The sequence below is a fragment of the Microbacterium umsixpiens genome, from assembly GCF_053543675.1.
On record NZ_JBLVOH010000096.1, the window covers coordinates 6222 to 11499 of the forward strand.

The window sequence follows — 5278 nt, forward strand, 5'->3', positions numbered from 1 at the left end:
CCCCCCTCTTCTCGGAGCAGACTCAGGCGCTGGCGTCCTGGCGCTTCAGACGCGCGGTCTCGCGAGCACGGGTGTTCGCATCGAGGTTCACCTTGCGGATGCGGACGACCTCGGGCGTGACCTCGACGCATTCGTCGTCACGTGCGAACTCGAGGCTCTCCTCGAGCGTCAGCTGGCGCGGAGGCGTCATCGACTCGAAGGTGTCGGAGCTCGCCGCACGCATGTTGGTGAGCTTCTTCTCCTTCGTGATGTTCACGTCCATGTCGTCGGCGCGGGAGTTCTCGCCGATGACCATTCCCTCGTAGACCTCCTGCGTGGGCTGCACGAAGAACGACATGCGCTCCTGCAGGGCGATCATCGCGAACGGGGTGACGACACCCTGGCGGTCGGCGACGATCGAGCCGTTCTGACGCGTCGTGATGGAGCCGGCCCACGGCTCGTAGCCGTGCGAGATCGCGTTCGCGATGCCGGTGCCGCGCGTGGTGGTGAGGAACTCGCTGCGGAAGCCGATCAGGCCGCGCGACGGGACGACGAACTCCATGCGCACCCAGCCGGTGCCGTGGTTCGTCATGTTCTCCATGCGACCCTTGCGGCCCGCCAGCAGCTGGGTGATCGCGCCGAGGTGCTCCTCCGGCGTGTCGATCGTGAGGTGCTCGAACGGCTCGTAGGTCTTGCCGTCGATCTTCTTCGTGACCACCTGCGGCTTGCCGACGGTGAGCTCGAAGCCCTCGCGGCGCATGTTCTCGACGAGGATGGCGAGGGCGAGCTCTCCGCGGCCCTGCACCTCCCACGCATCCGGACGTCCGATGTCGACGACCTTGAGCGAGACGTTGCCGATGAGCTCCTTGTCGAGACGGTCCTTGACCATGCGAGCGGTGAGCTTGTGGCCCTTGACCTTGCCCATGAGCGGGGAGGTGTTGGTGCCGATCGTCATCGAGATGGCGGGGTCGTCGACCGTGATGGCCGGCAGCGGACGCACGTCCTCGGGGTCGGCGATGGTCTCGCCGATGGTGATGTTCTCGAAACCGGCGATGGCGACGATGTCGCCGGGGCCTGCGGAATCGGCCGGATAGCGCTCGAGTGCGCGTGTCTTCAGGAGCTCGGTGATGCGCGCGTTCTGGTGCGTGCCGTCGGCACGGACCCAGGCCACGGTCTGGCCCTTCTTGAGCGTGCCGTTGAAGACGCGCAGCAGCGCGAGACGGCCGAGGAACGGGCTGGAGTCGAGGTTCGTGACCCAGGCCTGCAGCGGGTGCTCGTCGTCGTAGGACGGCGCGGGCACGTGCTCGAGGATCGCCTCGAACAGCGGCTCGAGGTCGTCGTTGTCGGGCAGCGAGCCGTCGGCGGGACGGTTCTGCGACGCGGCGCCGGCACGACCGGAGGCGTAGACGACCGGCACGTCGAGCAGCGCGTCGACGTCGAGGTCGGGCACGTCGTCGACCAGGTCGGAAGCGAGGCCCAGCAGCAGGTCGTGCGCCTCTTCCTCGACCTCGGCGATGCGCGCGTCGGGACGGTCGGTCTTGTTGACGAGCAGGATGACCGGCAGCTTCGACTCGAGCGCCTTGCGCAGCACGAAGCGGGTCTGGGGCAGCGGACCCTCACTGGCGTCGACCAGCAGCACGACACCGTCGACCATGGACAGGCCGCGCTCGACCTCACCACCGAAGTCGGCGTGACCGGGGGTGTCGATCACGTTGATCGTGATCTCCTTGCCGCCGGCGTGCTTGCCCTTGTACGTGATCGCCGTGTTCTTGGCGAGGATCGTGATGCCCTTCTCACGCTCCAGATCGTTGGAGTCCATCGCGCGCTCATCGACGTGGGCGTGTTCGCCGAAGGAGCCCGTCTGACGCAGCATGGCGTCGACGAGAGTCGTCTTGCCGTGGTCGACGTGGGCGACGATTGCGACGTTGCGGAGGTCAGAGCGGAGGGCGTGCGCCATGCAGGTGTCCTAAAGAGTGTGGGATTTTGCCGGGAAGCCGACGTTCCAGGATAACGCAAGCTCAGGGCGTGTTCCTGAAAACAGGTCGTAGCATCGAGATCGTGACCCGACCGCAGGCCTCCGGAGACCTTCCCGAGCTCTCCCCCGCCCCCTCTCGCGCACGGCTGTGGTGGGAGATCGCGATCGTCCTGGCGCTCGGGCTCGGGCAGTCCGCCGTGTACGCGATCGTGCAGCTCGCCTACCGCCTCACCGATGAGATCGCGATCGCCGATCAGGTCGCGAAGCTGAACCCCTCACGCAGCGACCGGGAGATCTTCGACCTCATCTACCAGGTGCTCGCGATCGGTTTCTCGCTCGTCCCCGTGCTGCTGGTGTGCTTCCTGCTCTGGCAGTCGCGCCGACCGCACCTGGGGCAGCTGGGGCTGGACGGCACCAGGGCGGGGCGCGACATCGGTCGCGGCGTCCTGCTGGTCCTGGCCATCGGCGTGCCCGGCATCGGCCTCTACCTCGCCGGTCGCGCGCTCGGGATGACCGTGGCGATCGACCCCGCCGGCATCGACGCCTACTGGTGGACGGTGCCCGTCCTGCTGCTCGCTGCCGCACGGGCCTCGCTGCAGGAGGAGTTCGTTCTGCTCGGATATCTCTTCACGCGACTGAAGCAGCTCGGCTGGGGGCCGTGGTCGATCATCATCGGCACATCGGTGCTGCGGGCCAGCTACCACCTGTATCAGGGCTATCCCGCGTTCTTCGGGAACCTCGCGATGGGTCTGCTGTTCGGGTGGCTGTATCAGCGCTCAGGGCGCCTGATGCCGTTCCTGGTCGCGCACTTCCTGATCGATGCGGCCGCGTTCGTCGGCTACCCGTGGGCGGCAGCGCTGTGGCCCGACCTGTTCGGACTCCCCGGCTGAGCCGAAGAGTCGCGGTCAACCCGCGTTCGCCACGAGGACGGCCAGCACCGCCCAGACGACGATCACGACCAGCGCGATCGTGGCCGGACGATCCCAGCTGCGTCGGATCGGGGCGTCCGCAGCGGCGGGGGCGGCTTCCCAGCGCTCCTCGATCTCGGTGAGCGCGCGGATGCCTGCGGGCATCTTCTCCTCGCCGTCGCCCCCGCGAGCGGGCATGCGGATCGGGCCGGCCTTGGCCGGTCCCCCGTAGCAGGCGAGATCCTTCCCGTCGTCGAGCGAGAAGATCAGCTGCCACCGCAGGTCGACGGCGCGCACGCGCTGCCAGCCGAACGTGATGCGGCGGAGCAGGTTCTGCACCACCACACCGTCGTCGTCGATGCGCACGGCCGAGGCGAAGGAGCTCACATACACGAGCCAGAGCACCAGCAGCACCCACGGGGCGAGCAGCAGCATCGGCCCCCACCCGGCCCGCAGGACGGCATCGCCCAACAGGAACAGGGCCAGAAGCGAGCCGATCACGAGCGCGGCGGGACCGGAGGGCGCACGGAATGTCCGTACGCCCTCCGACCTGTCGTCCGTCGTCACCGTCAGTGGCTCCCGAGGGTGATCGACGCGCCGGGAATCGCCTGGAGCAGACGCTCCGTGTACTCCTGCTGCGGGTTCGCGAAGATGTCGTCGACCGTGCCGTGCTCGACGACGCGCCCCTGCTCCATCACACAGACGCGATCCGCGATCACCCGCACGACCGCGAGGTCGTGGGTGATGAACAGGTACGTCAAGTCGAGCTCGGACTGGAGTTCGGCGAGCAGGTTCAGCACCTGCGCCTGCACCAGCACGTCCAGCGCCGACACGGCCTCGTCGAGGACGACGATCTCCGGCTTGAGCGCGAGGGCCCTGGCGATGGCGACTCGCTGACGCTGACCGCCCGAGAGCTCGTTCGGATACCGGTCGGCCACACTCGACGGGAGCGCGACCTGGTCCAGCACCTCGAGAACGCGCTTGCGGCGCGAGGCGGAGTCGCCGACCCCGTGCACGCGCAGCGGCTCCGCCACCGTGTTGCCGATGTTGTGCAGCGGATCCAGCGAACCGTACGGGTCCTGGAAGACCGGCTGCATCTCGCGACGCAGTGCCTGCAGCTCGGGCCGTGAGAGCGTGTCGGTGTCCCGACCGTTCACGAGGATCGAGCCCGACGTCTTCGTCTCCAGACGCAGCAGCATCTTGGCGGCGGTCGACTTGCCGGAACCGGATTCGCCGACGATGGCCATCGTGGAGCCCTTGGGCACCTGGAAGGACATCTTGTCGACGGCCGTGAAATCGGTGGAACGGAAGCCGCTCCCCCGGATCTTGTAGACCTTCGTCACATCTCGGAACTCGATCACCGGCTCGGCAGGAACCGCCTCGGTGTGCGCGATCGATGCGAGATCGACCGTGCCCGTGGCCTCCGTGAGCACCTCGGCGAGAGGGTCGACGTGACCCGTGACCGCCGTCTGGATGCGCTTCGACGCCAGGCTCGGCGCCGCGGCGACCAGCCGCTGGGTGTACGGGTGCTGCGGGTTCTGCAGGATCTCGAGCGCGGGACCCGATTCCACGATGCGACCGCGATGCATCACGACGAGGTTCTCCGCCCGCTCCGCGGCGAGGCCGAGGTCGTGGGTGATGAACAGGACCGCGGTGTTGCGCTCCTTCGTGAGGGTGTCGAGGTGATCGAGGATCCGCTTCTGCACCGTGACGTCGAGCGCGCTGGTGGGCTCGTCGGCGATGAGCAGTTTCGGATCGGACGACAGCCCGATGCCGATGAGCACCCGCTGGCGCATGCCGCCGGAGAACTCGTGCGGGAACTGCCGCAGACGCCGATCGGCATCCGCCAGTCCCGCCTCCTTCAGCACCTGGATCGCCTGCTTGCGTGCAGCCTTGCGGCCGTCGGCCTGCCCGTTGGCGAGGATGGTCTCCTCCACCTGGAAACCGATGCGGTGCACCGGGTTGAGGCTGTTCATCGGGTCCTGGGGAACCAGGCCGATGAGGTTGCCGCGCACATGCTCGATCTCGGAGCGCCCGAGCTTCGTCAGGTCGCGACCCTCGAATTTGACGGCGCCACCGGTGACCTTCCCGCTGCCGGGCAGCAGGTTGATGATCGCGTGCGCGGTCGTCGACTTGCCCGAGCCGGACTCACCGACGATCGCCATGGTCTCGCCCGGGTAGATGTCGAAGCTGACGCCACGCACCGCAGGGACGAAACCGTCCTGCGTCTTGAACGCGACCTCCAGGTTCTCGATCGACAGGAGCGGGACATCGGGGTTGTATTCGGCGGTCATCGCAGTGCCCTCGCCTTCGGGTCGAGCGCGTCTCGCACCGTCTCGCCGAGCATGATGAACGACAGCACGGTGAGGGAGAGAGCGATCGACGGATAGATCAGCGGCATGGGGTCGGTGCGCCG

At 67.7% G+C, this 5278-nt stretch carries 4 protein-coding genes and 1 pseudogene; 1 reads left to right on the plus strand and 4 read right to left on the minus strand.

Annotated features, from left to right (window positions below):
• Positions 1–22: 22 nt before the first annotated feature.
• Positions 23–1936, minus strand: a complete 1914-nt coding sequence (gene typA / locus ACNPM4_RS09695; protein WP_029262907.1) for a translational GTPase TypA — start codon at positions 1934–1936, stop codon at positions 23–25.
• 101 nt (positions 1937–2037) lie between these two features.
• Between typA and ACNPM4_RS09700 the strand changes: the two genes are divergently transcribed.
• A complete protein-coding gene (locus ACNPM4_RS09700; protein WP_448985527.1) occupies positions 2038–2844 on the plus strand; it encodes a CPBP family intramembrane glutamic endopeptidase in 807 nt (268 codons plus the stop codon).
• A gap of 15 nt (positions 2845–2859) precedes the next feature.
• On the opposite strand, the gene ACNPM4_RS09705 is transcribed toward ACNPM4_RS09700, so the two are convergent.
• The 3 genes and pseudogenes from ACNPM4_RS09705 to ACNPM4_RS09715 form a co-directional block, all read right to left on the minus strand.
• Positions 2860–3429 carry a PH domain-containing protein gene (locus ACNPM4_RS09705; protein WP_448985528.1) on the minus strand — a complete coding sequence of 190 codons (570 nt, stop codon included), beginning with the start codon at positions 3427–3429 and terminating at the stop codon, positions 2860–2862.
• Positions 3430–3431: 2 nt separating this feature from the next.
• Positions 3432–5156, minus strand: a complete 1725-nt coding sequence (locus ACNPM4_RS09710; RefSeq protein ID WP_400855828.1) for an ABC transporter ATP-binding protein — start codon at positions 5154–5156, stop codon at positions 3432–3434.
• A pseudogene (locus ACNPM4_RS09715) lies at positions 5153–5278 on the minus strand (ABC transporter permease); the annotation flags it as partial. The pseudogene ACNPM4_RS09715 and the gene ACNPM4_RS09710, both read right to left, overlap by 4 nt.